Origin of the sequence: Salmonella sp. 2020_1395 (assembly GCF_043848115.1) — a bacterium.
Taxonomy (GTDB): domain Bacteria; phylum Pseudomonadota; class Gammaproteobacteria; order Enterobacterales; family Enterobacteriaceae; genus Salmonella; species Salmonella enterica.
In genome coordinates this window covers 35,211-60,691 of record NZ_JBCMFH010000001.1, presented here as the reverse complement: position 1 = coordinate 60,691, position 25,481 = coordinate 35,211, and the positions used below count along the sequence as shown (strand labels likewise).

The window sequence follows — 25,481 nt, the reverse complement described above, 5'->3', positions numbered from 1 at the left end:
CTCTCTCAAAGATGAGGAACAGGCAACAAGGTGCCTGGTTGCAGGTAATGCTCGATGCGGAGAATGAGATCGGTTAATACCAGTTCGCGGTTTAATCCGGTCACATGAAGTAATTGATCACGACAATGACAAACATCGTTCAGGATTGCCTGAATACGCGCCGGGGATAGCGGCCCCGCCAGCGCGGCAACAACCGCGTCCGCATCAACGTTTGTCAGGTACGACGCGCCGTGCTGACGTTTCAGCGCGTCTACCAGCAGCGTCGCCAGCCAGTGCAGGCGCGCCGGGGCTTGCTCATGATTGAGCGCCGTTAATAACGCATACCAGTCGCCCGTATGTAAACTGTCCATCAACGCCTGACACAGCGCCTCACGCTGCGCCCAGCGTTCAGACTGCAACAGCGCCAGCGCGGCGCCGGGCGACCCCGCATTCAGACGTAGCGCCGTGAGCAATGCTTCTTGTGACGCCGTCACTTCTCGCGACAGCCATGACATCGCATACGATTCGGACGGCGGCGCCAGATGATGCAGCCGGCAGCGGCTGCGTAATGTCGCCAACAGACGAGCAGGCTCCGGGCTGGCAAGGAAAAACCAGGTTTGCTCCGGCGGCTCTTCCAGCGTTTTGAGCAACGCATTGGCGGCGGCGTCGGTTAATAGCGCCGCATCCGCAATCCACACCACCTTCGCGCCGCCCAGACGGGAGTGCTCGTACAATTTCTCGCTGACCTCGCGTACCGCATCTACGCCGAGGCTGCTTTTGCCTTTATCCGGCGTCAGCGTGTAATAGTCCGGATGCGTGCCAGCCTGCATAAGCTGACAGCCACGGCAATGCCCACAGCTTTTGTGGCCCTCAGGCTGCTGGCATAACAGATAACGGCTCAGCGCATAGCACAACGCCTCGTCGCCCATGCCAGGTAAGGCCTGAATCAGTAGCGCATGGTGCCCACGTTCCGCCTGGTAACTTTCTACCAGTTTTTCATAGGCGGGCCGTAACCATGGATACCATTTCATGCCGCTTGCTCCTGCACCCACTTCGTCACCGTGGCGCGAATGTCGCGCATGACGGCATCCAGCGGCTGGGTCGCGTCAATGGTGCGGATACGCGAGTCTTGCGCCGCCAGTTCCAGATAGCGCGCGCGAGTCCGGTTAAAGAAATCAAAAGATTCCTGCTCAATGCGATCCAAATCGCCGCGCGCTCTGGCGCGTTTTAGCCCGACTTCCGGCGTGACATCCAGATACAGCGTCAGGTCAGGGCGAAAATCGCCCAGCACGGCATCGCGTAGTGTCGCCAGCATGGTTTGATCAATGCCGCGCCCTCCCCCCTGATACGCCTGGGTCGAGAGATCGTGGCGATCGCCGATCACCCATATGCCTTGCGCCAGCGCGGGTTTGATTACCGTTTCGACGAGCTGTACGCGAGCGGCATAAAACATCAGCACTTCCGCTTTATCGGTAATCACTTCGTCGCCTACCGATCGGATATCCAATACCAGACTTCTTAGTTTTTCGGCAAGCTGCGTACCGCCCGGCTCACGGGTAAAAATCATATTACGAATACCCAGTTGCTCAAGGGTCTCCACCACCACGTCGCGCGCAGTGGTTTTTCCGGCGCCTTCCAGGCCCTCGATGACGATATAATTACTGCCCATTTTTTTCCTTAAGCACTTTCAGGTACTCCTGCACTGACCGATTATGGCTGGCAAGATTGGTGTTAAATGTGTGACCGCCTTTACCGTCGGCCACAAAATAGAGATACGGCGTTTTCGCCGGATGCGCCGCCGCCTGCAATGACGCTTCGCTGGGCGATGCAATCGGTCCTGGCGGCAGCCCGGTTATGGTATACGTGTTATAAGCCGTCGGCTTTTCCAGATCCGCACGCGACAAGTTACCATTATAACTCGTCCCCATCCCGTAAATCACGGTGGGATCGGTCTGAAGGCGCATACCGATTCTCAGGCGATTAATAAAGACTGAGGCCACCTGATCGCGTTCGCTGGCGACAGCCGTCTCTTTTTCAATAATCGAGGCCATTGTCACCAGTTGGTTCTGATCTTTATAAGGCAGCCCCTCGGCCCGACCTTTCCAGACAGTATCGACAGCTTTCACCATCTTTTGATGCGCTCGCTTGAGAATAGCGACATCGCTGGTGTTGGCGGTATACATCCAGGTATCAGGCCAGAACCACCCTTCTACCCATTCCGGGTGCGCAAGCTTTAATGCCTGAGCGACAGTGGCGTAGTCATCATCCGGCAATGTATGGCGAATATACGGCGCCTCTCGTAGCTGTTTCAGGTAATCGCTAAGGCGCATCCCTTCCACAAACCGCAACGGGAATTGCGCTTCTTTGCCGCTCTCCAGCAACTCAAGCATCTCCCGTACGGTCATCCCCGGCGTAAAACGGTAAGTTCCTGCTTTAAAGTGCGATAACTCAGGCTCCACGCGCAGCAGCCACTGAAATACCCGGGGGCGATTAATGATTTTTTCATCATAAAGCTGGTCGCCAAGCGCCAGCCGCCCCGTTCCCGCCTTGAGCGTAAAGATAGTCTCGTTTTTAATAAGTAACGTGCTGTTCGCCAGATGGCGAACTTTCCACATCCCCACGCCCGCGGCAATACCCAGCACAACCAACAGCAGAAGGAAAACGCCTGACAATTTTTTCATAACTAATTCGGATGCTCACAAAATGGGGCTAAAAATTGAAACAGTGTTCGCGAAGAATACGACGTCCCGTGATAGGCGCGTATGGGAATAATCGGCATTAGCGCGTTGCAGATGATAATCTCATCCGCCTGCCTGACTGCCTCCTCTCTCGCCTGTACTTCAAGAACCTGGAAAGGAGATTGCGCCAGTTGGCGTAAACAAAATTGTCGCATAATGCCGTTCACCCCGGCCTGATCCAGACGCGGCGTAAAAACAATGTCGCCTGTACGCCAGAACAAATTAGCCGCACAGCATTCCGTAACCCATCCCTCGCTGTCAAGAACCAGCGCCTCATCGGCGTCCGTCTGCTCAAGATGAGAGCGAATCAACACCTGTTCGAGGCGGTTCAGATGTTTTAATCCGGCAAGATAAGGATTGCGCCCAAGCGGTATGGGACTAAGGGTAAGAGTGATGCCTTGCTTACGCCACTGAGAATAATAAGCGGGATAAGCAGAAACGGAGAGGATTCGGGTAGCTGCCTGACAATTCATGGCGCTGTATCCCCGGCCGCCGCTGCCACGGCTAATGATCACTTTCAACACGCCTGAATCATGCCCTGTGGCCAACATTGTCATCTCTTGCCGAAGGGTCGCCCAATGGCTAAAAGCGATCCGTAATTTTTCACAGGCAACCTGCAAGCGCTGAAGATGCGCTTCCAGATGGCAAATGTTGCCATCAACAATACGTGCGGTCGTAAAACTGCCATCGCCGAACTGCGTCGCCCGGTCGCTTACAGCAAGTTGATCCTGCGCATGGCCATTAATTAAAAACATAGTGGCTCCTTATCCGTCGCCTGCTAGTGTGGCAGGATGAATAACGCAGAACAAGAGGTGATATGCCTGATAAAAAAGGCCCGACAAGCGGACCTTTTTATTAATGTCTGTCTCTGGCTTAACTTAGATCTTTTTAAAGATCAAGGAACCGTTAGTTCCGCCAAAGCCAAAGGAGTTACACAGAGCGTACTCCAGATCGCTGACCTGGCGCGCTTCATGCGGCACGAAGTCCAGATCGCAACCTTCATCCGGGTTATCCAGATTAATGGTTGGCGGAATGGCCTGATCGCGTAGCGCCAGAATAGAGAAAATAGACTCTACTGCGCCTGCGGCGCCCAACAGATGGCCGGTCATCGATTTGGTCGAGCTCACCATCACTCGGCTTGCGGCATCGCCAAAGACTGACTTAACCGCCTGCGTCTCAGCTTTGTCGCCGGCAGGCGTCGACGTGCCATGCGCGTTGACGTAGCCAATCTGAGCAGGCTCAATCGCGGCATCACGCAACGCGTTAACCATCGCCAGCGCAGCGCCTGCGCCATTTTCCGGCGGCGACGTCATATGGTAAGCATCGCTGCTCATACCAAAGCCGACGATTTCAGCATAGATTTTCGCACCACGCGCTTTTGCATGTTCGTACTCTTCAAGCACCAACATACCGGCACCGTCGCCCAGTACAAAACCATCGCGTTCTTTATCCCACGGACGGCTCGCCGCCTGTGGGTTATCGTTGCGGGTCGACAGCGCGCGCGCTGCGCCAAAACCGCCTACACCCAGCGGTGTACTGGCTTTTTCTGCGCCACCTGCCACCATCGCGTCCGCATCGCCATAGGCGATGATACGCGCGGCATGGCCGATGTTATGCACGCCTGAAGTACAGGCAGTCGCAATAGAGATGCTTGGCCCACGCAGGCCATACATGATAGTCAGATGGCCTGCTACCATGTTAACAATCGTCGACGGGACAAAGAACGGGCTAATCTTACGCGGTCCGCCTTTTACCAGCGAACTGTGGTTTTCTTCGATCAGGCCGAGACCACCGATACCGGAGCCGATAGCGGCGCCAATACGGCTTGCGTTCTCTTCCGTCACTTCAAGGCCAGAATCCTGCATGGCCTGTACGCCAGCGACAATTCCATATTGAATGAAGGCATCCATCTTGCGCTGTTCTTTGCGCGAGATAATGTCATCACAGTTAAAATCCTTTACTAAGCCAGCAAATTTCGTTGCATAGGCGCTAGTATCGAAATGGTCGATCAGGCTGATGCCACTCTGACCGGCAAGGAGAGCTTTCCAGGTAGACTCTACGGTATTGCCGACAGGAGACAACATGCCCAGTCCGGTCACAACTACACGACGCTTAGACACGGTTGTCCTCCAGGGAGGGAAAATGATTCTAGTGGGACAAAAAGATAAAACTCAGGCGGTCGAACGACCGCCTGGAGATGTTCACTTACGCCTGGTGGCCGTTGATGTAATCAATGGCAGCCTGAACGGTGGTGATTTTCTCAGCTTCTTCGTCCGGAATCTCAGTATCAAACTCTTCTTCCAGAGCCATTACCAGCTCAACGGTGTCAAGAGAATCTGCGCCCAGGTCTTCAACGAAAGAAGCATTGTTGGTTACTTCTTCCTGCTTAACGCCCAGCTGTTCGCCGATAATTTTCTTAACGCGTTCTTCGATAGTGCTCATACTCTTAAATTTCCTATCAAAACTCGCTTTCGCGATGGTTTTCGTAGTGTATAAAATGTTGAAAAATTTGCAACTAAATCCCGGCAGGTCTTACCACGATTTTACGTTATTTTGCGGCCTTTCGCCCTAATAACGCAAATATTTTTCAATCGTGATTAAACCATGTACATTCCGCCGTTGACGTGCAGAGTCTCACCAGTGATGTAACTCGCTTCGTCAGAGGCTAAAAATGCAACCGCACTGGCGATTTCCTGAGCGCCGCCGAGGCGACCCGCAGGCACCTGCGCCAGGATACCCGCACGCTGATCGTCAGACAGCGCACGCGTCATGTCCGTTTCAATAAAACCCGGAGCCACAACATTGACAGTAATACCACGGGACGCAACTTCACGCGCCAGTGATTTACTGAAACCGATCAGGCCCGCTTTCGCCGCAGCGTAGTTTGCCTGACCTGCATTTCCCATGGTACCAACCACAGAACCAATAGTGATAATGCGACCACAACGCTTTTTCATCATAGCGCGCATTACCGCTTTTGACAGGCGGAAAACGGATGATAAATTGGTTTCGATAATATCGTTCCACTCATCATCTTTCATTCGCATCAACAGATTATCACGAGTGATACCGGCATTATTAACCAGGATATCCACTTCACCAAATTCTGCGCGAATATTTTCCAGAACAGATTCAATAGATGCAGGATCGGTCACATTCAACATCAAACCTTTCCCGTTAGCACCTAAATAGTCGCTAATGTTCTTCGCACCATTTTCACTGGTCGCAGTCCCGATAACTTTCGCGCCGCGGGCAACGAGAGTCTCTGCAATTGCGCGGCCTATGCCACGGCTTGCACCAGTCACCAGCGCAATCTTTCCTTCAAAGCTCATGGTTTTCCTCTTTTATTGCGTAAGTGCCGCAGACAGCGCCGCCGGCTCGTTCAGCGCCGACGCTGTCAGGGTGTCGACAATACGTTTCGTCAGACCAGTGAGGACTTTACCTGGACCCACTTCATAAAGATGTTCAACGCCCTGCGCCGCGATAAATTCCACGCTCTTCGTCCACTGTACCGGATTGTACAACTGGCGAACCAGCGCATCGCGGATAGCGGCGGCATCGGTTTCACATTTCACGTCAACGTTGTTTACTACCGGCACCGTTGGCGCGCTAAAGGTAATTTTGGCTAATTCAACCGCCAGCTTATCTGCCGCTGGTTTCATCAGCGCGCAGTGCGACGGTACGCTCACCGGCAGCGGCAGCGCGCGTTTCGCGCCAGCGGCTTTACAGGCTGCGCCCGCGCGTTCTACCGCCTCTTTATGCCCGGCGATAACCACCTGTCCCGGCGAGTTAAAGTTAACCGGCGAAACAACCTGCCCTTCGGCAGATTCTTCACAGGCTTTAGCAATAGAGGCATCATCCAGCCCGATGATCGCAGACATGCCGCCAGTACCTTCCGGAACCGCTTCCTGCATGAATTTACCACGCATTTCCACCAGACGAACGGCATCAGCAAAGTTGATGACGCCAGCGCAAACCAGCGCGGAATATTCGCCCAGGCTGTGACCTGCCATTAACGCAGGCATTTTACCGCCCTGCTGCTGCCAAACGCGCCAAAGCGCGACGGAAGCGGTTAATAACGCCGGCTGCGTCTGCCAGGTTTTATTCAGTTCTTCCGCTGGACCTTGCTGGGTGAGCGCCCACAGATCATATCCCAGAGCCGCAGAAGCTTCAGCAAACGTTTCTTCTACGATAGGGTAATTTGCCGCCATCTCGGCCAACATCCCAACGCTCTGAGAACCCTGACCGGGGAACACAAATGCAAATTGCGTCATGTTTAAATCCTTATACTAGAAACGAATCAGCGCGGAGCCCCAGGTGAATCCACCCCCGAAGGCTTCAAGCAATACCAGCTGACCGGCTTTAATTCGCCCGTCACGCACGGCTTCATCCAGCGCGCACGGCACAGAAGCCGCGGAGGTATTGCCGTGCCTGTCCAGCGTGACGACGACATTGTCCATCGACATGCCGAGTTTTTTCGCTGTCGCGCTAATGATACGCAGGTTAGCCTGATGCGGCACCAGCCAATCGAGTTCTGAGCGATCCAGGTTATTAGCCGCCAGCGTCTCATCGACAATATGCGCCAGTTCAGTGACCGCCACTTTAAAGACTTCATTGCCCGCCATCGTCAGGTAAATCGGGTTATCCGGATTTACACGATCGGCATTCGGCAGGGTCAGTAATTCACCGTAACGGCCATCGGCATGAAGATGAGTGGAGATAATACCCGGTTCTTCAGAAGCGCTCAGTACGGCCGCGCCTGCGCCATCGCCGAAAATAATGATCGTACCGCGATCGCCAGGATCGCAAGTGCGGGCTAATACATCGGAACCGACCACCAGCGCGTGTTTAACCGCGCCGGATTTAACGTACTGGTCGGCGATGCTTAACGCGTAGGTGAAACCTGCGCACGCTGCCGCGACATCAAACGCCGGGCAACCTTTAATACCGAGCATACTTTGAATCTGACATGCCGCGCTTGGAAATGCATGCGTTGCTGATGTGGTAGCCACCACAATCAAGCCAATTTGGTCTTTATCGATCCCCGCCATCTCAATCGCGCGATTCGCAGCGGTAAAGCCCATCGTCGCGACAGTTTCATTAGGCGCGGCGATATGGCGTTCACGAATACCTGTACGAGTGACAATCCACTCGTCAGAGGTCTCAACCATTTTTTCCAGATCGGCGTTAGTCCGCACTTGTTCGGGCAGATAGCTGCCAGTACCAATAATCTTCGTATACATGTACGCTCAGTCACTTTTCGGTTATATACCGTTACCTGTAAACGTCTGGCACGCTGGCGGCGCCGGGGAGACAGCGATATTATCTGTGCGCCCGCAGGTTTACGCCTTTGCCATCGTCCAGCGGTTCAAATCCGGCTGGGTATACAGATTCCAGGCGAGCGGCAATTCGCTGAGGAACTTGTCGCTGCACCGCCTGCACTGCCTGTTCAATCGCGACTGCAAATGCTCGCTGATTGGCCGCACCATGACTTTTTATCACCGTGCCGCGCAATCCTAACAGACAGGCGCCATTATACTGGTCGGGGTTGAGGTGACTGAATCGCCTCGTCAGGCTTTTTTGTAACCAACGTTTTAATAACAGCAGCCACCACGACCGTTTTTTCCCCTCGCCCTGTGATTTCAGCAGTGAAAGGAACATTCTGACAACCCCCTCCATCGTTTTAAGTGTGACATTGCCTGTAAAGCCGTCACACACCAGTACATCGGTTTTTCCCGTCAGTAACTCATTCGCCTCAAGGTAGCCGATGTAATTGATGGTTGGGACTGTTTTTAACATTAAAGAGGCTTCGCGAATACTGTCGAGGCCTTTGGTTTCTTCTTCCCCGATATTGAGTAGCGCCACGCGGGGATTTTTGATCCCGACGACCTCTTCCGCCAAAACGGCGCCCATCACGGCAAACTGCACCAGCATGGTACTGTCACAGTCGACGTTGGCACCCAAATCAAGCACTACCGTTTTGCCCTTTTGCTGGTGCGGTAATACCGTCACCAACGCCGGACGCTCAATCCCCTCAAGAGGCTTGAGCAATAATTTCGCCAGCCCCATCAGCGCCCCGGTATTACCGGCGCTAACGCAAGCTTCGGCTCGGCCTTCTTTCACAAGCTCCAGGGCCACACGCATGGATGTCCCGCGACTGGCGCGGATCGCCTGCGAAGGCCGGGCATCACTGGCAATAACTGACTGTGCAGGGATAATCTGCAGACGCGAACGTTGTTCAAAGTCAGCTTTGGCAAGTAATGGCGTGATAATATCGGGATTCCCGACTAAAAGAAGAGTGAGCTGCGAATTAGCGTTCAGTGCCTGCAATGCTGCAGGCACCGTCACGGAAGGACCAAAATCGCCCCCCATGACATCTAACGCCAGGGTTAGACGTGTCAAGGTATCGTCGCTGCCTGGTTCGGTGTTCTCCGCTTACGCGGAGAAATCCTCACTAAGCTTTATCACGCTTGTACTCTTCGGCTTTTACACCACAGGCACGCCTGTGATGCAAAAGGCATCGAGTATCGCGCGATTACTTAGCGATGACCTTACGGCCGCGGTAGTAACCGTCGGCAGTGATGTGGTGACGCAGGTGTTTTTCACCAGAAGTTTTGTCTACAGACAGGCTGGTGACTGCGGTCAGAGCGTCATGGGAACGACGCATGCCACGTTTGGAACGGGTTGGTTTATTCTGTTGTACGGCCATGGACCTTACTCCTCAATTACGGTTTATCCCTGCGTCCGCGGGGAAGACCTATTACTTACGCTTTAAGCTGGCTAATACGGCAAATGGGTTTGGCTTTTGCGCTTCATCAGGCAGTTCGCCAAAGACCATGTCCGCCTCGGACACTTCACAGTGTTCAGAATCATGCACCGGAACTACCGGCAAGGCGAGGATGATTTCATCTTCAACCGTCGCCAGCAGATCGATTTCGCCGAATTCGTTTACCTCAATCGGCTCATACGCTTCCGGCAGTGCTTCAGCCTGCTCGTCGGAACGGACAGGGCTAAAACAATACGTTGTGTGAACCTGATGGGTAAACGGTTTCCCGCAACGCTGGCATTCGAGCGACACCGTAACGACCGCATCGCCGGTTAAAACGGCGAGACGCTGGTTATCGATAGCGAACGACATGGAGCATTCCACATCACTGTCCACACTGACTACAGATTCGGCAACGCGCTCAACCTGATCGGGGGTATAGATACCCTGGTAATCAAGGCGTTTTTGAGCGGTACGAACCGGATCAAGAGTCAGGGGTAATTTTACCTTTTGCATAGGGCGCGCATATTAACTTCGTAACGTCATATAGTCAAAGAAAAAGGCAGCCTGCGGTTGCCTTTTGCCAATAATTCGCACACATTGCGGGTTACAGACTTATTTTCGCTCAAGACGAGTCAGTATGACAGGCTTGAAGACCGAAGAGCATAGTTTAAGATGGCTCTCATCATTACGCTATATCTGAGGGAAAAAATATGCCCCGTCTCATCCTTGCGTCTACCTCTCCCTGGCGTCGCGCGCTGCTGGAAAAGCTGACGATTCCTTTCGAATGCGCCGCGCCGGATGTTGATGAAACCCCCATGCCGGGCGAAGCGCCGCGTCAGTTGGTGCTGCGGCTGGCGCAGGCGAAGGCGCAATCGCTCGCCGCGCGTTTCCCGAATCATTTGATTATTGGCTCCGACCAAATTTGTGTTCTGGACGGCGAAATCACCGGCAAACCGCTGACGGAAGAAAAAGCGCGTCAGCAATTAGCCAAAGCCAGCGGAAATATTGTGACGTTTTATACCGGACTGGCACTGTATAACTCCGCCTCCGGGCAATTACAAACCGAAGTGGAGCCTTTTGACGTTCATTTTCGCCATTTAAGCGAAGCGGAAATAGACGACTATGTCCGTAAAGAGCATCCGCTGCACTGCGCGGGAAGTTTTAAAAGCGAAGGTTTAGGCATTGCATTATTTGAGCGCTTAGAGGGCCGCGATCCGAACACGCTGATCGGCTTGCCGCTTATTGCCCTGTGCCAGATGCTGCGACGGGAGGGCTTCAACCCGCTACAGCAGTAAACGGCCTACTCTGTAGGCTTTTCAAATACCCCTAAAAGCCGTTTCTGCACGTGTTGGTAGTTATCTCCCGTTTATTGGGGAGCAGTTTCGACCGCTTCCAGTTCTAACCAACTGGAAAGCGCTTGTTGTGAACAATTTAGTGCCTGCCGATCTTCACTCTCTTCGTGCGGGCCCGTTTCCTGGTCAATCCATTCACCGACCAGAAAAAAAGCATTGGCATTACGAACCGATGTACGGTGCGTTTTATCCCATAGGGTATCAACAGCGGTATACGTGCGCGTTAATGAATTCCCCATCTCAGTTCAGTTTTGTAAAAACACATGTTCTCAATACTCGCCTGACGCGCTCTACGGCGTCAAAAGCGGCTTACGAACTTATTCTCGCGAGCAACTCTCAGGACGTTTACTGTCCTGAAACCTTCCCCTTGCGACTCGTTAAATTCCATCTCGCGATGAGTTTACGCCCCCCTAACATTGCTTCACCTCACGACACATTCCTTTAATTAACGCCGCCAGCATCAGCCGCATCTTGTTGACTATTTATAAATTCAACCATCTGCTGAGTAAGATGGTTTATATCATTCTGCGTAATGAAAAAATTAAATTGTTGATCCTGAAAGTGTTCTTTTGCTGCCAGGTCGGCAAAAACCGCTTTTCCATTCGTTTCAAAGCGGACTTTATTTCCCTGTTTTTGCAGAAACTCGCCCATTGCGACCAGCTGGTCGAGCCGCTTTCCGCGCAGAAAATAATAGCGAGTCATCGTCTCATCCAGCGGTGTTACGGTTTTATTCCACGCAGCGTCAAAGACAGGCTTCACATCAGAGGGGAGCTTTAAAGCAGAATATTTTTTTCTGTTTTCACTACTCACATTTTTCAACCGAAGGATAAATCGATTGTTTACGTCACGAGCCACACGTAGCTCGTTCAGGAAAACCAGATTATCACGCTCAGACTGAATAACACCGGTGATCTTATCCTCCTGGCCGGTCTCATACACCACAGCAAAGATTTGCCCGTAGGCAGCTAATAGTACATCGTAGTCATCGGCGTAATGACCAAAAGCCTGACGTTGGGCTGGCGTCAACTCACAGACGCCCACCACGGGAGACGTAATGATTTGCGTATTCAAATACTCAACGAAAGCCCGTCGTGAACTATCGCCCTTTCCTTCGCAACCGGTCAGCATCGCGATCACGAGCGGCACGATAACGTATTTTCCCCAACGCTGAGTAAATGAGCGCATCCAGCTAGTATTGGCCATCTGTTCGTCCTTAAACACGCCGAAATCCGGATCGCAAGAATAAACAGTACACAACGGTAAAAATGCGTCGGATACAGCAAAACAAAAATATTATGAGAAAAGTGAGATTCGGGCAGATAACCTGCCCGAGAGAGGAACTATTTTGCGTTACGCAGCACCTGTAGACAGCGCTTCAGGGCGTTATCCATTGGCGCTTCAATGCGCATGACTTCGCCCGTTCCCGGATGCGTGAACTTCAGCGCCGCGGCGTGCAGAAAGAGACGTTTAAGACCGGTTCCCGCTTCGGTAAGCTGTTGATCAAACTCACGGTCGCCGTAGCGATCGTCGAACGCAATAGGGTGACCGGCATATTGGGTATGTACGCGAATCTGATGCGTACGGCCCGTGACCGGGCTACAGCGCACCAGCGTGGCGAAGGCATAGCGCTCTTCCACCTTGAAGCGCGTTTCTGACGGTTTGCCTTCCTGGCTCACGCGAACAATGCGTTCGCCGCTTTGCAGAATCTTCTTTAATAATGGCGCCTGTACGGTTTTAACGTGCGATTGCCACTGGCCGCGCACCAGCGCCAGATAATCTTTCTGCATTCCCTTTTCGCGCAGTTGTTCATGCAGCGAACGCAGCGCGGAGCGTTTTTTCGCCACCAACAGCACGCCGGAGGTATCGCGGTCAAGACGATGCACCAGTTCCAGGAATCGCGCTTCCGGACGCAACGCCCGCAGCCCTTCGATGACGCCAAAACTTAACCCGCTCCCGCCGTGTACGGCGGTGCCGGAAGGCTTATTCAGCACCAGAATATGGTCGTCTTCATACAAAATGACGTCCGCCAACGCCGCCACTTTTTGCAAATGCGGCGACACGGCCTCTTCTTCGCGTTCAGCAACGCGAACCGGCGGAATGCGGACTTCATCGCCCGCTTCCAGTTTGTATTCCGGTTTAATGCGTTTTTTGTTCACCCGCACCTCGCCTTTACGCAAGATGCGATAAATCATACTTTTTGGCACCCCTTTCAATTGAGTGCGCAAAAAGTTATCAATGCGTTGCCCCGCTTCGTCAGCGGCGATAGCAACAATTTTTACGGATGGCGTTTCTGTTTTCATGGGGGGCGATTCTAAATAGCCTGTGAGATTCGCGCCACACATTTTTCTATGCTTATAGAGACGTCTACGCCAGCGGATGAACATTTTTCACTGCGGTTTTGCTGGTTATTAAAGCGATTGGCTCACGCTGGTGAAAAAACTGTGAGTAAGCGGGTGATAAATGGTAAAAGTCATCTTGCTATAACAAGGTTAGCAGTGGAATAATGATGCGGTTTCCGCACCGAAACTTGTTAAAACAAAAAGTTTAGCGGAATAACCCATTTTGTCTGACCGATCATCAACGCAGCAATGGCGTAAGACGTATTGATTTTTCAGACAGTTAGCGGGCTGCGGGTTGCAGTCCTTACCGGTAGATAGGATCTTCTCTGGAGAGTAATGCCCAGGCTGCTTCCCTGATAATTGCGCTGTGTTTCCGTATGAAATACAGGCAACCGACACTCTGCGCCTCTTTGAGCTGACGATAACCGTGAGGTTGGCGACGCGAAATAGTCACGAGGCCATCGGTTCATGCCCGGTAAGGCGTCACCATGCCCGCAGCTTAGTCGTCAACGTAAGAATAATGAGTAAGTTACGATGAAAAGAATGTTAATCAACGCGACTCAGCAGGAAGAGTTGCGCGTCGCCCTTGTAGATGGGCAGCGTCTGTACGATCTGGATATAGAAAGCCCCGGACACGAGCAGAAAAAAGCGAACATCTATAAAGGCAAAATTACCCGTATTGAACCGAGCCTGGAAGCGGCTTTTGTTGATTACGGCGCAGAACGCCACGGTTTCCTCCCGTTAAAAGAAATTGCCCGCGAATATTTCCCCGCTAACTACAGCGCTCATGGTCGCCCGAACATTAAAGACGTGTTACGCGAAGGCCAGGAAGTCATTGTTCAAATCGATAAAGAAGAGCGCGGCAACAAAGGCGCGGCGTTAACCACCTTTATCAGTCTGGCGGGCAGCTACCTGGTGCTGATGCCGAATAACCCGCGCGCGGGTGGTATCTCCCGTCGCATTGAAGGCGACGATCGTACCGAGTTAAAAGAAGCGTTGGCCAGCCTGGAACTTCCTGAAGGGATGGGGCTTATCGTACGTACCGCGGGCGTGGGTAAATCCGCCGAAGCGTTGCAGTGGGATTTAAGCTTCCGCCTGAAACACTGGGAAGCCATTCAGAAAGCCGCTGAAAGCCGTCCCGCGCCGTTCCTGATCCATCAGGAAAGCAACGTCATCGTACGCGCGTTTCGCGACTATCTGCGTCAGGATATCGGTGAAATCCTGATCGACAATCCAAAAGTGATGGAAATGGCGCGTCAGCATATCGCCGCGTTGGGCCGCCCGGATTTTAGCAGCAAAATTAAGCTGTACACCGGTGAAATCCCGTTGTTCAGCCATTACCAGATCGAATCGCAGATCGAGTCAGCGTTCCAGCGTGAAGTGCGCCTGCCCTCCGGCGGCTCCATCGTCATTGACAGTACCGAAGCGTTAACCGCCATCGATATCAACTCCGCCCGCGCGACTCGCGGCGGCGATATCGAAGAAACCGCGTTCAACACCAATCTCGAAGCGGCCGATGAGATTGCCCGTCAGTTGCGTCTGCGCGACCTGGGCGGCCTGATCGTTATCGACTTTATCGATATGACGCCGGTACGTCACCAGCGCGCGGTAGAAAACCGTCTGCGTGAAGCGGTGCGTCAGGACCGGGCGCGTATTCAGATTAGCCATATTTCCCGCTTCGGCCTGCTCGAAATGTCGCGTCAGCGCCTGAGCCCGTCGCTGGGCGAATCCAGCCATCACGTGTGTCCGCGCTGTAGCGGTACCGGCACCGTGCGCGATAACGAATCTCTGTCGCTGTCCATTCTGCGCCTGATTGAAGAAGAAGCGCTGAAAGAGAATACGCAGGAAGTCCATGCCATTGTTCCGGTGCCGATCGCCTCTTATCTGCTTAACGAAAAACGGACGGCAGTTAACGCTATTGAGACGCGTCAGGATGGCGTCCGCTGTGTCATCGTCCCGAACGATCAGATGGAAACGCCGCACTATTCCGTGCTGCGCGTACGCAAAGGGGAAGAAACGCCGACCCTGAGCTACATGCTGCCGAAGCTGCACGAAGAAGCGATGGCGCTGCCTTCTGAAGAAGAGTACGCCGAGCGTAAACGCCCGGAACAGCCTGCGCTGGCGACATTCGCTATGCCAGATGTGCCTCCAGCGCCGACGCCTGTCGAACCGGCGGTTAGCGTCGCCACGGCGAAAAAGGATAATGTTGCCGCCGCGCAGCCTGCCCAGCCGGGTCTGTTTAGCCGCTTCCTTAACGCGCTGAAACAACTGTTCAGCGGTGAAGAAACGAAAACCGTCGAAACAGCCGCGCCGAAAGCGGAAGAAAAAGCGGAGCGTCAGCAGGATCGACGCAAGCCACGGCAGAATAACCGTCGCGATCGTAACGAACGCCGCGACACCCGTGATAACCGTGCCGGACGTGACGGCGGCGAGAGCCGCGACGATAATCGTCGTAACCGTCGCCAGGCGCAGCAGCAAAATGCGGAAACGCGCGATACCCGCCAGCAGGAAACGGCGGAAAAAGTGAAAACCGGCGATGAGCAGCAACAGACGCCGCGTCGCGAACGCAGCCGCCGCCGCAATGATGACAAGCGCCAGGCGCAGCAGGAAGTAAAAGCGCTTAACCGCGAAGAACAGCCTGTCCAGGAGACCGAGCAGGAAGAACGCGTTCAGCAGGTTCAGCCGCGCCGCAAGCAGCGTCAGCTTAATCAGAAAGTCCGCTTTACCAACAGCGCAGTGGTTGAAACGGTTGACACGCCGGTCGTCGTCGACGAACCACGCCCGGTTGAAAACGTTGAACAGCCCGTTCCAGCGCCGCGTACCGAGCTGGCGAAAGTTGATTTACCTGTCGTTGCCGATATCACGCCGGAGCAGGATGATAGCGTAGAACCTCGCGATAATACCGGTATGCCGCGTCGCTCCCGCCGTTCTCCGCGCCACCTGCGCGTAAGCGGTCAGCGTCGCCGTCGCTATCGTGACGAGCGCTACCCGACACAATCGCCAATGCCGTTAACCGTCGCCTGCGCGTCGCCGGAAATGGCATCCGGTAAAGTCTGGATCCGCTACCCGATTGTCCGTCCGCAGGAAACGCAGGTTGTTGAAGAGCAGCGTGAAGCAGATCTGGCGCTGCCACAACCGGTTGTCGCTGAACAGCAGGTTATCGCTGCGACCGTAGCGCTCGAACCACAAGCGTCGGTACAGGCGGTAGAAAACGTTGCCGTTGAGCCGCATACTGTCGCCGAACCACAGGCGCCGGAAGTCGTCGAGGTCGAGACAACGCATCCGGAAGTCATTGCCGCGCCAGTTGATGAACAGCCGCAACTGATTGCCGAAAGCGATACGCCGGTGGCGCAAGAGGTTATTGCTGACGCCGAACCGGTAGCAGAAACCGCCGACGCGTCCATTACGGTGGCTGAAAACGTAGCTGATGTTGTCGTTGTCGAGCCAGAAGAAGAGACAAAAGCGGAAGCGGCTGTTGTGGAGCACACGGCAGAAGAAACCGTTATCGCACCGGCCCAGGTGGTGGAAAAGCCGCAGGACGTTGTCTGCGTTGACGATCATAACCACGCCAGCGCGCCGATGACGCGTGCGCCAGCGCCGGAATATGTGCCGGAAACCCCGCACCATAGCGACTGGCAGCGCCCTTCCTTCCACTTTGAAGGTAAAGGCGCAGCAGGCGGACACAGCGCCACACGTCACGCCAGCGCCCCGGCAACACGACCACAGCCGGTAGAATGATGTAAATGCTGATACAAAGCCGACCGCCAGGTCGGCTTTTTTTTATGCCTCTTACAGGGCGATGCCTCACCCCATGGCGTCTTTTAGTCACTCCAGGCGTATGAGATCAGGCGGGATAATACGTACGGATGGCGTCGCTACGGGCGCGACAATATGACCACTAACTCAATGACGACTAAAAAAATGCCCGCGCCGGGGTGGATGGCGCGGGCAGACAAAACATATCCAGTTTCGTGATATGTTTCAAAAAGAGGCGTTACCGGTTCAACTGGAAAAGTGACATTCCCTGCATGTCGGTAAACGTTTTATAGGACGCCTGTAATGCCGCCTGTTGCATGACGTAGGAGGAAATGACCGAGTTCCAGTCCACATCTACCAGGTTGCTCATCTGCAGCTTCTGTCCCAGCGCACGGTCGCTTCCCAGTGAATCCAGCGTACTGAGTTCGCTCAGTTGCGTTCCCAGTTCCGCACGAACGGTCAGGACGTTATTGAGCGAATTTTTTAAGCCGCGATTGGTTTTATCAATGGCGGCAGCGGCCTTTTCTTTTTCCACGTCATTGCCTTCCACCGGGGTCTTGAGCGCGGCAATTGCCGTATCGAGCATGACAAACAGATTCTTTTCGGAGTCCGAGCCATCCGGTTCCGGCACCGCATTGCTGGTGATGCTATTAAAAATTTGCGCTCCCGTATGGCCAATTACCATCGTGCGTGCGGAATCCACCTGCTGGGTAACACTTTTCTCGCCGCCATGATAACCACCTGTCGCCTGGTCGAATGGCGCCGCTTCCGTTTTATACCCGGCAAAGATATAGCGACCATTGCCGTCAGTGCTGTTTGCCAGGTTCATCAGCTGATCGCGGATCCCCTGTAAATCCGTCGCCAGCGACGCGCGGTCATCGTCGCTTAACGTGCCGTTTCCGGCATAGACGATTTTTTCCTGCGCGGTTTGAATCGCCGTCGTCACCTGACTGAGTACGCTTTCTTCCAGCGACACTTTTTGGGTGGCAAACGTACGCGCCAGGGCGTACTGGCTATTCTGCGCCTGCGCCTGAGAGAGTACTACCGCCTGCGACGCGGCGATCGGATCGTCAGATGGGTTGGTAACGCGCTTACCGGTAGACATCTGCTCGCCCAGCTTCATCCATTCGGCCTGAGAATTAGTGATGCCGCTCATATTTTGTTCGTACATCATCTGGGTACTGATACGCATGTCATCCTTCTCCTTTAGCGAATATTCAGTAACGCATCAAACAGCGCATTCGCGGTCTGCAATACTTGCGCATTCGCCAGATAATACTGCTGATAACGCTGCAAATTGCCGTACTCTTCGTCGAGGTTAACGCCGGAAACCGACTGTTGCTGTTTATAAAGCTGTTTAACCACATTCGCCTGCGTGGTGCTGCTGGTTTTCAGCGTTGACGTTTTGTTACCCACATCGCTGACCAACGTGGCGTAAGCATCGTTAAAAGTTTTGTTGCCGCCCACTACATTGCTGTTTTGTAAGTCCAGCAATGCCTGACCATTGCGGTTATCGCTGTCGCCGGTATCCACGTCAGGATCGAGTTTTGACTCAGACGCCATCGCAATCTCGGCTTCATTCGTCACTTTAACGTTCATGTCGACGATAGCATTGCTGACCGGCTTGAGAAGAAAACTGTCGTTTTTCTGTGCGCCGGTCCCTACCGTCACTTTCAGACCGTCAATCTCCAGTTTTCCGTCAGCATCTTTTGTCGCCGTGAAGGTGGTGTTATCCGCAGTGCGAGTAACCTGCCAGTCTGTACCGTCAAAAACAATCTTATAATCCGTCGCCTGAACCTTCGTGCTGTCGACCACCTTAGCGGTTAGCGATACCGTTTTATCGGCATTATTACTGTTGCTATATACCACCGGCGAGCCAATGCTAAAGAAGTCTTTCCCTTTATTGCCGTCGGCGTCATAACCTTTGGTATGCTGCGCGTTAAACGCATCGGCAAACGCCAACGCCAACTGGCCCAGCGTATTACGAGTCTGATCCAGATCCTGAGAACGGAACGTCAGTAGCCCGCCGAGCGAACCGGTGTTCAGCAACTTTTCCGGAATTTCGATGTTACCGGCGGCCTCATCGACATAAGCGACAGTCGTTCGCGTCGGGTCGGCGCTGGAGGGAACCGCCGCCAACTGACGCGCCGTCGACCCCTGCACCAGCGTATAGCCATTGGCCATCGTCAGGTTATAGGTGCCGCCGTCCTGTACACTCACCTCGACGCCAACGATCTTGTTAAGCTCGCTGACCAACTGATCACGCTGATCGAGCAGGTCGTTCGGCGATGCGCCCGCGCCTACGCCCGTCATACGGGAGATTTGATCGTTCAGGTTAGCTATCTGCTTCGCGTAATTGTTGATTTGCGCCACGCTGGAGCCAATCGCGATATTGACCTGTTTATCCTGATCGCGCAGATACTGATCGGTGGTTTTGAACTGGTTTACCAGCCCTTCCGCTTTACCAATCAGCGCCTGACGCGCCGCAGGATCTTCCGCATTACTGACTAACGTTTGCAGGCTGGTAAAAAAACTCTGCAACGAACCAGACAGTGAGCTGGATTTATCGGCCAGCAGGTTGTCGATTTTCGACATCTGTTCATAGCGCGTGGTCAAGCCGCTGCTCTGGTTTTGCGCGCCGCGTAGCTGATTAGTGATAAACGCATCATATTCGCGCTGTACGCCTGAAACGTAAACGCCATTACCTATCCAGCCGCCAGCCCCTAACGTACTGTTTGCCTGCGCCAGAATAGTTGTCTGCCGGGTATAACCCGCAACGTTATAATTGTTGATGTTATTACTGACCGTATTTAACGCGGCCTGCGCAGCGTTAAGTCCGCTCATGGCGTGATTAATCAAGCTGGACATGATGGTTCCTTTTAATCCTTCAATACTCGTTGTTATCGGCAGCGACTACGTGGACTTGAGCAATTTAAAAGAGATTGTCGAGATTCGCGCTGTAGGTTTTGCTGACCTTTTCACTCATCGCTTTCAACTGCTGAATCATGCTGGTCAATTTACGCGCGTAATTCGGGTCAGTGGCGTATCCGGCGTTTTGCAGAGCCACTGCGCCCTGCTCTGCCGTGGCGGCAGTGGTCACGGCAGCGTAGCGTGGGTTACGCGTTAACAGCGCGACATAATCCGATAACGCCTCCAGATACGAGCTATAGACGCGGAATTTCGCTTTCACTTTTTTCGCTTCGCCATTTTCGTATTCAGTGGTGGTGATTTCCGTCACCGGCCCTTTCCAACTGGCGGTCGCTTTCACGCCAAATACGTTATAGCTGGGTTCGCCATTCTCCCGCAGGATTTGCCGCTGCCCCCAGCCGGACTCCAGCGCCGCCTGCGCCAGAATCAGATGATGCGGCACCCCGCTTTGTTCGCTGGCCAGCCTCGCCGGGAGCGAAAGCCGGGCCAGAAAGTCTTTACTGTCGCCGGAGAGCGGCGCATCGCTGCTGTCCGGCGTTTTCGGTATGGCTTTGCGCACCAGTTGGGTCAGCGCCTGATTTTGATAGCTGCTTACCGTCTCCAGGGAGAATTTAAGCGGTACTTGCGGCGCGTCATCCGCAGGCATCGTCTGCCCGCCCGTCATCTGTTTAACCATCATATCCGCCAGCCCCAGTCCCTTACCGGCGGTCATCTGCTGGGCAATCTGCTGGTCATACATGCTGGTATACAGACGCGTCTGATCGCTGCTGAATAAACCATCTTTGGGTAAAGCCTCGCGCATACTTTTCAGCATCATCTGCACAAACATCCCTTCCACCTGACGGGCCACAGGACGGATATTCGCCGCCGGGTCCTGGCCCGCTTTCGCTTTCAGTTCGTTCAGAGATTGCGCATCCCAGGCCGCGCTGGCCAGCAATTTACCGTCTCCGATCATCAGATGATTTCCAGTTTGGCGCGTAGACAGCCCGCGCTCTGCATGGACTGCAAAATCGACATCAGGTCCATCGGCGTCGCGCCAAGCGCATTCAGCGCACGCACTACGCTGTTCAGATTGGCGCTGGAACGCACGCTCTGTAGCGATCCGCCGCTCTGACGCAAATCTATTTGAGTCTGTGGCGTCACCACGGTCTGCCCGCCGCCAAATGGCGTATTCGGCTGGTTGACGTTGAGCTGGCGATTGACTGTCACTGACAAATTGCCCTGCGCCACAGCGCAGCTATCCAGCGTGACTTCCCGATTCATGACCACCGAACCGGTACGCGAGTTGATCACGACTTTTGCATCCTGCGGCGTCACGTTGACTTCCATATTTTGAATGTCCGCCAGAAAACGCACCTGCGAGCTGTTGCCGCTGGGCACGCGTACCTGTACCGTTCGCGCATCAAGCGCAGTGGCGCTGCCGTAACCGCGGGCGCGGTTGATGGCGTCGGTAATTTGCTGCGCCATCGTAAAATCTTCGTCGTTCAATTGCAGATTAATGGTGTTGCCAGCGCCGAACTGAGTCGGCAACTCGCGTTCGATAATCGCGCCATTAGTGATGCGCCCGCCATTAAGCTGGTTAACCTGCACGCTACTGCCGCCTGCGGAAGCGCCCGCGCCGCCGACCAGAATATTGCCCTGCGCCAGAGCATACACCTGGCTGTCCACCCCTTTTAACGGCGTCATTAATAACGTCCCGCCACGCAGACTTTTAGCGTTCCCCATTGAGGAAACGACGACATCGATCGTTTGTCCCTGTCGCGCAAAAGGCGGATACGACGCCGTCACCATCACCGCCGCCACGTTTTTCAACTGCATATTGGTGCCGGTGGGGACCGTAATCCCCAGTTGTGACAGCATGTTATTCAGCGTCTGGGTGGTAAATGGCGTCTGGGTCGTCTGGTCGCCCGTACCGTCCAGCCCGACCACCAGCCCGTAGCCGATCAGCGAGTTTTCCCGTACTCCCTGGACACTGGTCAGATCCCGGATACGCTCGGCGTGCGCCAGAGTGGCAACCAGTGCCAGAACGATTCCTGCAAGAGCTTTAAACACATACACCTCGCTTACATCGGCGACAAATTAAGGAAGAAACGTTGCAGCCAGCCCATATTTTGCGCTTCGTTAATATAGCCGTTCCCGACATATTCAATCCGCGCATCCGCCACCTGTGTCGAGGGAACAGAGTTGCTGCCGCTGATGGTGCGTGGATTTACCACGCCGGAGAAGCGGATGAATTCCGTTCCCTGATTAATCGCGATCTGTTTTTCCCCCACGACGTGTAAATTGCCATTGGCCAGAACCTGATCGACGGTCACGGTCAGCGTGCCGCTAAAGGTATTGCTGGCATTCGCGCCGCCTTTACCATTAAAAGAGTTGCCGCCGGAGGCCTCCATATCCGCGCGGGAATTACCGAATAATCCCTGCAGATAACGCGGTACCGTATCAAAACCAAAGCTGGTTTTGCCGTCGCGGCTGGCATTTGCCGACGAGCTTTTACTGGCGCTGACGTTTTCCTGTAACACAATCGTGAGCGTATCGCCGATATTACGCGGTCGACGATCTTCAAAAAGCGGCTGATAGCCATAATTAATCGGCTGCGCAGACTGAAATATGGAGCCATTCGCCACCGGTACCGGGCCAGGTATCGGCTGCGCCGTGGTCGCCCCCTGCACGAGCGGTTTAGCGGGTATCCAGGCGCATCCTGTCAGCGTCGCGACCATCAGGGCCATAACTGGGTAAGCGTGAAGCGCGTATTTTTGCATTACCTTCATCTTCAAAATCAGGGAGCCGGTGGCGTATCCCCCACCGGCGGCCCCTTAGAGTTGCGTCAGTTTCTGCAGCATCTGATCGGTCGTCGATACTGCTTTACTGTTAATTTCATAGGCGCGTTGAACCTGAATCATGTTCACCAGCTCTTCCGCCACGTTAACGTTCGACGTTTCGACATACCCTTGATACAACAACCCCGCGCCGTTGAGCCCCGGCGTGCTTTCGTTCGGCGCGCCGGACGATTGCGTTTCGATATAGAGGTTCTCGCCGATGCTTTCCAGACCGGTGTCGTTCATAAAGGTGGTCAGGTTAAGCTGCCCGACCTGAACCGGCGCGGCCTGCCCCTGCTGGGTCACGCTGACCACGCCGTCGCGGCCAATCGTGATGCTTAACGCGTTGGCCGGAATGGTGATTGCCGGCTGCACCTGAAAACCGCCCGCCGTCACCAGTTGACCATTCTGATCCACCTGGAAAGAGCCATCGCGGGTATAAGCAGACGTACCGTCCGGCAGCATGACCTGGAAAAAGCCCTGCCCTTTAATCGCCACATCTTTACTGTTGTTGGTCTGCGACAGGTTCCCCTGACTGTGCAGACGCTCCGTGGCGACCGGACGCACGCCGGTACCGATTTGCAGCCCTGAAGGCAGCGTCGTCTGCTCGGACGACTGCGCGCCCGGCTGGCGGATGGTCTGATACAACAGATCTTCAAATACCGCGCGCTGACGCTTAAAACCATTGGTGCTGACGTTTGCCAGGTTATTGGCAATCACATCCATATTGGTTTGCTGCGCGTCCAGACCGGTTTTGGCGATCCATAATGAACTGATCATAAAATGTCCTGTATTAACTCATCGACAGCAGTTGGTTAGCTCGCCCTTCGTTCTCATCTACGCTGGTGATAACCTTCATCTGCATTTCAAAACGACGTGCGTTGGCGATCATGTCGGTCATCGCTTCAACCGGCTTGACGTTACTGCCCTCCAGCACGCCCGACATAATGCGAATTGACGGGTTGGCGGCCAGTACCGCCCCGCGTTCAGCCTGTGCCTCGGCGGTAAGGCGGAATAAACCGTCATCGCTCCGCTGCACCTCATTGCCTTCCGCTTTGACCAGCTTCAGTCGCCCAACGGGCGCCACCGTGTTTGGCGGGTCGCCGGGATTGAGCGCGGAGATCGTGCCGTCTGCCGCAATGGTGATTTCCGACCCTTCAGGAACGGTAATCGGGCCGCCTTCGCCGATAACCGGATGTCCCTGAATGGTTAACTGCCCGGTCGGACCCACCTGGATATTCCCGTTACGGGTATATCCTTCAGCGCCATCCGCCGCTTGCACTACCAGCCAGCCGTCCTGCTGTAACGCGACATCCAGCGGACGGGAGGTGTAGTCCAACTGACCCGGGGTCATATCCGCCCCGGGCGTCGACGCCGTAACCAGCGTGCGCGTTGCTAAAGAGAGGCCATCAACAGGCACCGCGCGTAACGCGTTAAGCTGCGCGCGAAAGCCCGGCGTCGAGGCATTAGCCAGGTTGCTGGCCGTTACCGCCTGCTGGTTAAGCGTCTGGCTGGCCGCCCCCATGGCGGTATAAATTGCGTGATCCATTAAGCTATCCCGTCAGGCGCTTAGCGCAGGTTAACCAGCGTATTGAGGATCTGGTCCTGGGTTTTGATGGTCTGCGCATTCGACTGGTAGTTACGCTGCGCGACGATCATATTCACCAGCTCTTTACTCAAATCCACGTTAGAGGCTTCCAGCGCGCCGTTCGTCAGCTTACCGAAGTTGCCGGAACCGGCAGTCCCCAGCAGCGCTACCCCGGAGGCCTGCGTCGCAGCCCAGACGTTATCGCCCTGGGATGCCAGACCTTCGTTGTTGGCGAAGTTAGCCAGCACAATCTGCCCCAGCACCTGCTCCTGCTCGTTGGAGTAGTTGCCAACCACGGTGCCATCATTGTTAATCTGGTAGCTCACCAGGTCGCCAGGCTTATAGCCGTTTTGATTGGTGGCGACGATGTTATTAGCCCCGGTGTTCTGCTGCATGGAGTTAAGGAAGCTGAGGGAGAAGGTGGCCGCTGTCGCGCCATTAATCGTACCGGTGGTGATGTTCACCGTACCGCCAGACTCCAGAATCCCGTTTTCATTGAATTTCAGCGTAGTGGACGCCGTTGTTGGCGCAGTGGCTGCAGGATCGCTGCTGTCATGGGTGTACACAGCCCATTCATTATCTTTGGTTTTCACAAAATAGACGTTCATGTCATGGGCATTACCCTGGCTGTCATAAACGGTGACGGTGCCTTTTTTGTTATACGAATCCGCATCACTCACGCTAAAGGGCGTTTTAGACGGTACAGGGTCCGTTGAGTTCAGGTTGATCTGCATTGACGCGGTGGTGGTCGATTTCGCCGCCATCAGCGTGTTCGGAATGGTGATCGGCGCAGGATTCGCCCCCTGCTGAATGGTCGGCGGCGTACCGGTGGCCGGATAGCCGGTCAACTGCATCCCCTGCATATTGACCAGGTTACGGTTCTCGTCCAGTTTGAACTGGCCGTTGCGGCTATAGAACACGGAACCGTTGCTGTCTACCAGGCGGAAAAAACCGTTCTGGCTAATCGCGACATCCAGCCCGCGCCCGGTGTTCGTTGTCGTACCGTCGGTAAAATCCTGGGTAATCCCCGCCACTTTTACGCCCAGCCCCACTTTGGAACCGGCGAACATATCGGCAAATGATGCCGTACCGGACTTAAAGCCATAGGTGGCGGAGTTGGCGATGTTATTACCGATAACATCAAGGTTGGTGGCCGCAGCGTTCAGGCCGCTAACCGCTTGAGAAAAAGACATGACTGACTCCTGATAAATGT

General features: G+C 54.3%; 25 protein-coding genes. 2 read left to right on the top strand and 23 right to left on the bottom strand.

Going from position 1 to position 25,481, the window contains the following annotated elements; translation table 11 throughout:
* Window positions 1–5: 5 nt before the first annotated feature.
* From holB to yceD, 12 genes are all read right to left on the bottom strand, one after another.
* A complete protein-coding gene (gene holB, locus ACH0WD_RS00340; RefSeq protein WP_000872436.1) occupies window positions 6–1,010 on the bottom strand; it encodes a DNA polymerase III subunit delta' in 1,005 nt (334 codons plus the stop codon).
* Window positions 1,007–1,648: a dTMP kinase gene (gene tmk / locus ACH0WD_RS00335; RefSeq protein WP_000535396.1), complete on the bottom strand. Its 642-nt coding sequence runs from the start codon at window positions 1,646–1,648 to the stop codon at window positions 1,007–1,009. Before tmk ends, holB begins: the two co-directional genes overlap by 4 nt.
* Window positions 1,638–2,660: a cell division protein YceG gene (yceG, locus tag ACH0WD_RS00330; protein WP_000736459.1), complete on the bottom strand. Its 1,023-nt coding sequence runs from the start codon at window positions 2,658–2,660 to the stop codon at window positions 1,638–1,640. The genes tmk and yceG overlap by 11 nt, the downstream gene beginning before the upstream one ends.
* Window positions 2,661–2,662: 2 nt before the next feature.
* Window positions 2,663–3,472, bottom strand: coding sequence for an aminodeoxychorismate lyase (pabC, locus tag ACH0WD_RS00325; RefSeq protein WP_000478653.1), 810 nt, complete (start codon window positions 3,470–3,472; stop codon window positions 2,663–2,665).
* A 123-nt stretch (window positions 3,473–3,595) separates the two neighbouring features.
* On the bottom strand, window positions 3,596–4,837 hold the full coding sequence (gene fabF / locus ACH0WD_RS00320) for a beta-ketoacyl-ACP synthase II (protein WP_000044664.1): 1,242 nt from the start codon (window positions 4,835–4,837) through the stop codon (window positions 3,596–3,598).
* A gap of 85 nt (window positions 4,838–4,922) precedes the next feature.
* Complete coding sequence (acpP, locus tag ACH0WD_RS00315) at window positions 4,923–5,159, bottom strand: acyl carrier protein (protein WP_000103754.1); 237 nt, start codon at window positions 5,157–5,159, stop codon at window positions 4,923–4,925.
* Window positions 5,160–5,314: 155 nt separating this feature from the next.
* Entirely contained in the window at window positions 5,315–6,049 is a 735-nt protein-coding gene (gene fabG / locus ACH0WD_RS00310; protein ID WP_000007236.1) for a 3-oxoacyl-ACP reductase FabG, read from the bottom strand.
* 12 nt (window positions 6,050–6,061) lie between these two features.
* A complete protein-coding gene (gene fabD / locus ACH0WD_RS00305) occupies window positions 6,062–6,991 on the bottom strand; it encodes an ACP S-malonyltransferase (protein ID WP_000191343.1) in 930 nt (309 codons plus the stop codon).
* 15 nt (window positions 6,992–7,006) lie between these two features.
* A complete protein-coding gene (fabH, locus tag ACH0WD_RS00300; RefSeq protein WP_000288148.1) occupies window positions 7,007–7,960 on the bottom strand; it encodes a beta-ketoacyl-ACP synthase III in 954 nt (317 codons plus the stop codon).
* Window positions 7,961–8,039: 79 nt separating this feature from the next.
* Entirely contained in the window at window positions 8,040–9,119 is a 1,080-nt protein-coding gene (gene plsX, locus ACH0WD_RS00295) for a phosphate acyltransferase PlsX (RefSeq protein ID WP_001518286.1), read from the bottom strand.
* A gap of 133 nt (window positions 9,120–9,252) precedes the next feature.
* Window positions 9,253–9,426, bottom strand: coding sequence for a 50S ribosomal protein L32 (gene rpmF, locus ACH0WD_RS00290; protein ID WP_000290727.1), 174 nt, complete (start codon window positions 9,424–9,426; stop codon window positions 9,253–9,255).
* A gap of 51 nt (window positions 9,427–9,477) precedes the next feature.
* On the bottom strand, window positions 9,478–9,999 hold the full coding sequence (gene yceD / locus ACH0WD_RS00285) for a 23S rRNA accumulation protein YceD (protein WP_001174492.1): 522 nt from the start codon (window positions 9,997–9,999) through the stop codon (window positions 9,478–9,480).
* 197 nt (window positions 10,000–10,196) lie between these two features.
* Between yceD and ACH0WD_RS00280 the strand changes: the two genes are divergently transcribed.
* Window positions 10,197–10,781, top strand: a complete 585-nt coding sequence (locus ACH0WD_RS00280) for a nucleoside triphosphate pyrophosphatase (protein WP_001137607.1) — start codon at window positions 10,197–10,199, stop codon at window positions 10,779–10,781.
* A 71-nt stretch (window positions 10,782–10,852) separates the two neighbouring features.
* Here the strand turns inward: ACH0WD_RS00280 and ACH0WD_RS00275 are convergent, their stop codons facing one another.
* The 3 genes from ACH0WD_RS00275 to rluC form a co-directional block, all read right to left on the bottom strand.
* Complete coding sequence (locus tag ACH0WD_RS00275) at window positions 10,853–11,077, bottom strand: hypothetical protein (RefSeq protein ID WP_000528428.1); 225 nt, start codon at window positions 11,075–11,077, stop codon at window positions 10,853–10,855.
* A gap of 202 nt (window positions 11,078–11,279) precedes the next feature.
* Window positions 11,280–12,023: a DUF3053 domain-containing protein gene (locus ACH0WD_RS00270; RefSeq protein ID WP_077684038.1), complete on the bottom strand. Its 744-nt coding sequence runs from the start codon at window positions 12,021–12,023 to the stop codon at window positions 11,280–11,282.
* A gap of 155 nt (window positions 12,024–12,178) precedes the next feature.
* On the bottom strand, window positions 12,179–13,138 hold the full coding sequence (gene rluC / locus ACH0WD_RS00265; RefSeq protein WP_000846309.1) for a 23S rRNA pseudouridine(955/2504/2580) synthase RluC: 960 nt from the start codon (window positions 13,136–13,138) through the stop codon (window positions 12,179–12,181).
* Window positions 13,139–13,711: 573 nt separating this feature from the next.
* On the opposite strand from rluC, the gene rne reads away from it, so the two are divergent.
* On the top strand, window positions 13,712–16,915 hold the full coding sequence (rne, locus tag ACH0WD_RS00260; RefSeq protein ID WP_000827468.1) for a ribonuclease E: 3,204 nt from the start codon (window positions 13,712–13,714) through the stop codon (window positions 16,913–16,915).
* 256 nt (window positions 16,916–17,171) lie between these two features.
* Here the strand turns inward: rne and flgL are convergent, their stop codons facing one another.
* From flgL to flgE, 8 genes are all read right to left on the bottom strand, one after another.
* Entirely contained in the window at window positions 17,172–18,125 is a 954-nt protein-coding gene (gene flgL / locus ACH0WD_RS00255) for a flagellar hook-associated protein FlgL (RefSeq protein WP_001223032.1), read from the bottom strand.
* Window positions 18,126–18,139: 14 nt separating this feature from the next.
* Window positions 18,140–19,801 (bottom strand): flagellar hook-associated protein FlgK, encoded by a 1,662-nt coding sequence (flgK, locus tag ACH0WD_RS00250; RefSeq protein WP_000096425.1) that lies wholly within the window; start codon window positions 19,799–19,801, stop codon window positions 18,140–18,142.
* A 64-nt stretch (window positions 19,802–19,865) separates the two neighbouring features.
* Window positions 19,866–20,816 carry a flagellar assembly peptidoglycan hydrolase FlgJ gene (gene flgJ / locus ACH0WD_RS00245; protein ID WP_000578689.1) on the bottom strand — a complete coding sequence of 317 codons (951 nt, stop codon included), beginning with the start codon at window positions 20,814–20,816 and terminating at the stop codon, window positions 19,866–19,868.
* Window positions 20,816–21,913, bottom strand: coding sequence for a flagellar basal body P-ring protein FlgI (locus ACH0WD_RS00240; RefSeq protein WP_001518955.1), 1,098 nt, complete (start codon window positions 21,911–21,913; stop codon window positions 20,816–20,818). Before ACH0WD_RS00240 ends, flgJ begins: the two co-directional genes overlap by 1 nt.
* A gap of 11 nt (window positions 21,914–21,924) precedes the next feature.
* Window positions 21,925–22,623 (bottom strand): flagellar basal body L-ring protein FlgH, encoded by a 699-nt coding sequence (gene flgH / locus ACH0WD_RS00235; protein WP_001174897.1) that lies wholly within the window; start codon window positions 22,621–22,623, stop codon window positions 21,925–21,927.
* A gap of 54 nt (window positions 22,624–22,677) precedes the next feature.
* The gene (flgG, locus tag ACH0WD_RS00230) at window positions 22,678–23,460 is read right to left on the bottom strand and encodes a flagellar basal-body rod protein FlgG (protein ID WP_000625851.1); all 783 of its coding nucleotides are present in this window, start codon (window positions 23,458–23,460) and stop codon (window positions 22,678–22,680) included.
* Between the two features lie 13 nt (window positions 23,461–23,473).
* Window positions 23,474–24,229 (bottom strand): flagellar basal body rod protein FlgF, encoded by a 756-nt coding sequence (locus ACH0WD_RS00225; RefSeq protein WP_000349279.1) that lies wholly within the window; start codon window positions 24,227–24,229, stop codon window positions 23,474–23,476.
* Window positions 24,230–24,249: 20 nt separating this feature from the next.
* Window positions 24,250–25,461 (bottom strand): flagellar hook protein FlgE, encoded by a 1,212-nt coding sequence (flgE, locus tag ACH0WD_RS00220; protein ID WP_000010567.1) that lies wholly within the window; start codon window positions 25,459–25,461, stop codon window positions 24,250–24,252.
* Window positions 25,462–25,481: the final 20 nt, after the last annotated feature.

Excerpts from the sequence above, each read along its gene's own strand:
- holB (WP_000872436.1), bottom strand. The coding sequence starts at position 1,010 with ATGAAATGGTATCCATGGTTACGGCCCGCCTATGAAAAACTGGTAGAA.
- tmk (WP_000535396.1), bottom strand. The coding sequence starts at position 1,648 with ATGGGCAGTAATTATATCGTCATCGAGGGCCTGGAAGGCGCCGGAAAA.
- yceG (WP_000736459.1), bottom strand. The coding sequence starts at position 2,660 with ATGAAAAAATTGTCAGGCGTTTTCCTTCTGCTGTTGGTTGTGCTGGGT.
- pabC (WP_000478653.1), bottom strand. The coding sequence starts at position 3,472 with ATGTTTTTAATTAATGGCCATGCGCAGGATCAACTTGCTGTAAGCGAC.
- acpP (WP_000103754.1), bottom strand. The coding sequence starts at position 5,159 with ATGAGCACTATCGAAGAACGCGTTAAGAAAATTATCGGCGAACAGCTG.
- fabG (WP_000007236.1), bottom strand. The coding sequence starts at position 6,049 with ATGAGCTTTGAAGGAAAGATTGCGCTGGTGACTGGTGCAAGCCGTGGC.
- fabD (WP_000191343.1), bottom strand. The coding sequence starts at position 6,991 with ATGACGCAATTTGCATTTGTGTTCCCCGGTCAGGGTTCTCAGAGCGTT.
- fabH (WP_000288148.1), bottom strand. The coding sequence starts at position 7,960 with ATGTATACGAAGATTATTGGTACTGGCAGCTATCTGCCCGAACAAGTG.
- rpmF (WP_000290727.1), bottom strand. The coding sequence starts at position 9,426 with ATGGCCGTACAACAGAATAAACCAACCCGTTCCAAACGTGGCATGCGT.
- yceD (WP_001174492.1), bottom strand. The coding sequence starts at position 9,999 with ATGCAAAAGGTAAAATTACCCCTGACTCTTGATCCGGTTCGTACCGCT.
- ACH0WD_RS00280 (WP_001137607.1), top strand. The coding sequence starts at position 10,197 with ATGCCCCGTCTCATCCTTGCGTCTACCTCTCCCTGGCGTCGCGCGCTG.
- ACH0WD_RS00275 (WP_000528428.1), bottom strand. The coding sequence starts at position 11,077 with ATGGGGAATTCATTAACGCGCACGTATACCGCTGTTGATACCCTATGG.
- ACH0WD_RS00270 (WP_077684038.1), bottom strand. The coding sequence starts at position 12,023 with ATGCGCTCATTTACTCAGCGTTGGGGAAAATACGTTATCGTGCCGCTC.
- rluC (WP_000846309.1), bottom strand. The coding sequence starts at position 13,138 with ATGAAAACAGAAACGCCATCCGTAAAAATTGTTGCTATCGCCGCTGAC.
- rne (WP_000827468.1), top strand. The coding sequence starts at position 13,712 with ATGAAAAGAATGTTAATCAACGCGACTCAGCAGGAAGAGTTGCGCGTC.
- flgL (WP_001223032.1), bottom strand. The coding sequence starts at position 18,125 with ATGCGTATCAGTACCCAGATGATGTACGAACAAAATATGAGCGGCATC.
- flgK (WP_000096425.1), bottom strand. The coding sequence starts at position 19,801 with ATGTCCAGCTTGATTAATCACGCCATGAGCGGACTTAACGCTGCGCAG.
- flgJ (WP_000578689.1), bottom strand. The coding sequence starts at position 20,816 with ATGATCGGAGACGGTAAATTGCTGGCCAGCGCGGCCTGGGATGCGCAA.
- flgH (WP_001174897.1), bottom strand. The coding sequence starts at position 22,623 with ATGCAAAAATACGCGCTTCACGCTTACCCAGTTATGGCCCTGATGGTC.
- flgG (WP_000625851.1), bottom strand. The coding sequence starts at position 23,460 with ATGATCAGTTCATTATGGATCGCCAAAACCGGTCTGGACGCGCAGCAA.
- ACH0WD_RS00225 (WP_000349279.1), bottom strand. The coding sequence starts at position 24,229 with ATGGATCACGCAATTTATACCGCCATGGGGGCGGCCAGCCAGACGCTT.
- flgE (WP_000010567.1), bottom strand. The coding sequence starts at position 25,461 with ATGTCTTTTTCTCAAGCGGTTAGCGGCCTGAACGCTGCGGCCACCAAC.